Below are 3,969 nucleotides of genomic sequence, written 5' to 3'. Positions count from 1 at the left end.
CTAGTGGACTTGTCGGTACGCGGTAGCCAACTCTCCACTCCCCACTCATAAACACGATATGTTCGATCCTTTGTTCGCTCGTGCTGGCTTGTTGTGGTCGGCAATTATCGATCTGATTCAAACCACACCCGCTTTAGCTAGTAGCCTAGAAAGCTACACCGCCCAGCAAATAGCTCGCCATCCCCAGTTAGATCCCGGACAGCGCAAACTGCTGGTACATCGATTTGCGATCGAGGGTGAGGTAGATGGTAAAACTCCGCTAGACTTATTTCTCGCTAGTCGATCGGATCTGAGCCTTGAAGATCGACAGCTCGTCAGCAGTTGGCGGCGGAGCTTTGTCGGTTTAGTCGCGATCGTCCAAATCTTTCCGAATGGCTTAGAAGTGATGAATTGGCTGACCGCCAGACATTACCGGATTCAATTTAGCGACGAAGCTGCCCAAGCTGCCATGAATAGACTCAAAGTGGGCGAGGTAATTATCGCGCAACTCAGTCCGATTGTCGATATCGATTGGGCGATCTTGACTCCCTGGGTGTCCTTGGGTAGATTGGGTCGTCCGAAACTCGCAGTAGCTATCGGGACTTTTCGCCAAAATTATCCGCATTATCTTTATTGCGATGCTCCCGAAGCTTTGGCCGCAGCCTGGGAATCGGTAGCAGTCTATCACGATCGCTTTGTCGAGTTCTTTGGCAGCGATGAAGTGACCTTAACCGGACATCAATTGCAAGCGCGCATCGGCGAATTTCAAAATTGGATGGTCGAAAAACAGTTAGCCGCCGCTGGGATCGATTCATCCAAATCGCTCGCCGATCTGGCCAGCGATGCGGGGGTCAGTGCCGAAGATTTGCAAGCTATGACCGAAACCCTCGGTGCGGATAATTCAGAAGCCGCCAAGGGGCAAAAAACCAGCTTAGAGAAGATGGTTTCCCCCAAGGTCGAACTCCCCGCGCACCTCAAATCGGCAGCCGCCGTCACCGCGATGAGCCATCCCTATTGGGGGCAGATGTTTTTAGCCGATTATCCCCAGCTTCAAACCTTGCTAACACCGATCGAGACGCACTATAGCCTCACCGATCTCAACTTTATCCGCAAATGTTTGACCAACCCGCAGATGAATGCCTTTGTCTGGCGACGATTGGCCGAGCGGTATCCCCAGCAGTTGCAACAAGCGATCGGCCAAATGTTCGATCTGCCCAATTTTAATCTGACTGCCGATCTCGATTCGATCTTGACTAAATTTAATAAATATTTAGAGCCAGATCTACCAGATATCGCTAGCGTTCCCGTCCACTTACACGAATTGTTTCAATCGGCAGTGTCAGAAGTGAGCAAAGATAAAGCCAAACCCAAGTCTCAGCCGAAAAAGACTGGCTTTGGAGCTAAAAATTAAGAATTAATTAACCGCCCAGACCTCGACCGAGGCGATCGGTTAAAATAAGAAAAACAGAAGCTTCAAGACATATCTAATACTCGATTTAAATGGGTAAAAATAAAGCATCTATCTAAACTTTAGAGTAGGAGAATTAATGCTATGTGGAATCTTATTGGTTGGGCGGTACTTGGCTTAGTGGCTGGCGCGATCGCTAAATTGATTTATCCTGGAAGTCAGGGTGGTGGCATCATTGCAACCAGCCTCCTAGGCGTTGTGGGTGCGTTTGTCGGTGGTTCTTTGTATACATTTATAACGACGGGAAAACTTGCTTTAGCCGCTGCTGGTGGCGGCTCGCTTTTCTCGTTTATTTGTGCCGTATTAGGTTCGATGGTTGTCATCTTCATCTGGGGCTTAGTTACTCAAAATGCTTAGGTAAATAGTACCCAACGTCTAGATTATTTCGAGCGAAAATATCGCGCTCGTACCTCAAATCGGCTGGGTGAAAGATAGTCAGGCGATGGCACATTAAAATTGGCTCGATCGACCGATCGAGCCAATTTTAAACACCAATGACTTTCTGCAAAACGACTTTTTGCAAACAGAGCAGACGATCGAGATCCCCAGTCTAGTCTTGAGAAGGTATGATGTGCGGATTTCCTACTGTTGAAACCGACCCTAACATCGCCGGAAATTCCTGATAAACTAGAGAATGGAACAAATTTCTCGACCTAGATGGATCGGCGATTCTGCTTTAGAGAGGCTGCGTCAACGATTCTCGACCCGCACGGTAAAGATCGAGAATGACTAGGCTTCCAGTTCTATGGAGCTACTTTGAGTGAACAACAACAGCCCTAATCTATTTCAAGTCAATCTACCTCGGTTTCAATCCTGGCTGACGATTGTGGCAATCTGTCTGTTATTGGGTAGCCTAGGATTAGGATGGGTCGTAAAATCGGCACTGATCGTGGTGGGATTGGTCATTATTACCCCCATGGTTGGATTTTTGGGATTCTTTTGGTGGTTGCGCCGCAGTATCGTCCAAGCTGAATGTCCGGTGTGCAGTTATCCACTTCAAGGCATTAATGGCAGCGAAATTCAATGTGCCAATTGTGGTGAATCACTCAAAATCGAGCGTGGTAAATTGTTGCGGGATACTCCACCTGACACGATCGATGTGGTTGCAGTTGAAGTGATGCCAGATTGAGACATAACTCGCTCATCGTAAGCGATCGACCCTAAGATATCATCTCGATCGAGAAATTATAGTTTCGCAATTTACAGAATTTCTCAGCTCAGATGAGCTAGAAATGTAGAACTAGATCTCGATCGCCATTAAAACGCCCGCTCTGTAACTACCATCCACTCATCCACCCATCTACTCCTTCGACATGACTTCCCCACAACCTCAAGATTGGCAACGCCGCATTCGCGATTTGAAAATCGAGATCGATCGCGCTACTACATCCGGATCGGAATCTCTCAATCAAATCGATGTCGATGCGCCTAGTTTTGGAATCGATGCGCTGCAACGCAGCTATCAACAGTTTCTGGAGTGGTTTAATGGTATTCCAGCTAGTGGTAAGCTGCTAGCGATCGCTGGGGGTGGGTTATTGAGTCTGACGCTGATTAAGACTGTCTTTCAACTGATAACTTCGCTGATTACGCTCTCGGTCTTTGGCATCATTCTCTATGTGGTGTATCGGTTTTGGATTTTACCAAAGAGTAGCGATTCAAGAATCGATAATTGATAATCGATCGGTTAGGTAGATAGGCGAAATTAAATGTAAAATGCCAGCCTTTTGCCCTCACCCCCAGCCCCTCTCTCTTGGCGCACACAAACGGGAGGGAGGGGGATTGAGGAGCCAGTTGTAAAATAGACAAAGCGAGTGTAACTGGTGAGGGAGAAAGATGGCAAGATTACAAGACTGGAGCAGCCAAGAAATTCATTACAGTGCATTTGATGATTGCTGGCATGGGAAAAGGGTGCAGGAAGTAGTGAGATGTTTGAGCAAGCATCCAGGGCAAAGTGTGCCACAAGCGGCTAGTGAGAGTAAATCCCAAAGCCAAAGTATCTATCGGCTATGGGCGAACAAACGAGTCAAACCAGAACAGATTCGAGCCAGTCATCACATGAGTGTCGGAGCTGCGGTGCTAGGGCAGATGAACATTGAAATTCCTCGAAACCCAGAGCGGGTGTTAAGAACGGCATGTTTAACGGTGCGAGCAATGGCAGTAAAGATTGAGGTGCCCAGACACCATAAACAGCGCAGTAAGTATCAGCCGATTCAATTAAATATCATCTTAGTCGAAGAAGTTAACCCACCGCAGGAAGCTAAGCCAATTAGATGGTTATTGCTGACCACATTACCCGTAGAAACATTAGCCCAAGTCTGGCAATGTGTCAGATGGTATAGTCTGAGATGGTTAATCGAAAGATTTCATTACACACTCAAGAGCGGATGCAAAATCGAGCAACTCCAACTAGAAACAAAAGATAGATTGCTTAATGCACTAGCAACTTATTCAATTGTCGCATGGCGACTAATGCACTTAACTTATTGTGCTCGCCTTCATCCAGAACAGTCTTGTGAAATCGC

The 3,969-nt window shown here is 47.1% G+C and carries 5 protein-coding genes; all 5 read left to right on the top strand.

Going from position 1 to position 3,969, the window contains the following annotated elements; translation table 11 throughout:
• Positions 1-58: 58 nt before the first annotated feature.
• Entirely contained in the window at positions 59-1,390 is a 1,332-nt protein-coding gene (locus tag C7B77_RS25565; RefSeq protein WP_106311606.1) for a hypothetical protein, read from the top strand.
• A 141-nt stretch (positions 1,391-1,531) separates the two neighbouring features.
• Positions 1,532-1,804, top strand: coding sequence for a GlsB/YeaQ/YmgE family stress response membrane protein (locus C7B77_RS25560; RefSeq protein WP_106311603.1), 273 nt, complete (start codon positions 1,532-1,534; stop codon positions 1,802-1,804).
• Between the two features lie 403 nt (positions 1,805-2,207).
• The gene (locus C7B77_RS25555; protein ID WP_106311601.1) at positions 2,208-2,576 is read left to right on the top strand and encodes a hypothetical protein; all 369 of its coding nucleotides are present in this window, start codon (positions 2,208-2,210) and stop codon (positions 2,574-2,576) included.
• Positions 2,577-2,760: 184 nt separating this feature from the next.
• Entirely contained in the window at positions 2,761-3,120 is a 360-nt protein-coding gene (locus C7B77_RS25550; protein ID WP_106311598.1) for a hypothetical protein, read from the top strand.
• A gap of 160 nt (positions 3,121-3,280) precedes the next feature.
• Positions 3,281-3,969 (top strand): IS4 family transposase (locus C7B77_RS25545; RefSeq protein ID WP_146138515.1); only part of this gene is annotated, 689 nt, incomplete at its 3' end.

Origin of the sequence: Chamaesiphon polymorphus CCALA 037, assembly GCF_003003845.1 — a bacterium.
Taxonomy (GTDB): domain Bacteria; phylum Cyanobacteriota; class Cyanobacteriia; order Cyanobacteriales; family Chamaesiphonaceae; genus Chamaesiphon; species Chamaesiphon polymorphus.
This window is presented reverse-complemented; position numbering and strand designations above follow the sequence as displayed.

What these genes read in the sequence shown, in the direction of transcription:
- C7B77_RS25565 (WP_106311606.1), top strand. Translation starts at nt 59, where the DNA reads ATGTTCGATCCTTTGTTCGCTCGTGCTGGCTTGTTGTGGTCGGCAATT.
- C7B77_RS25560 (WP_106311603.1), top strand. Translation starts at nt 1,532, where the DNA reads ATGTGGAATCTTATTGGTTGGGCGGTACTTGGCTTAGTGGCTGGCGCG.
- C7B77_RS25550 (WP_106311598.1), top strand. Translation starts at nt 2,761, where the DNA reads ATGACTTCCCCACAACCTCAAGATTGGCAACGCCGCATTCGCGATTTG.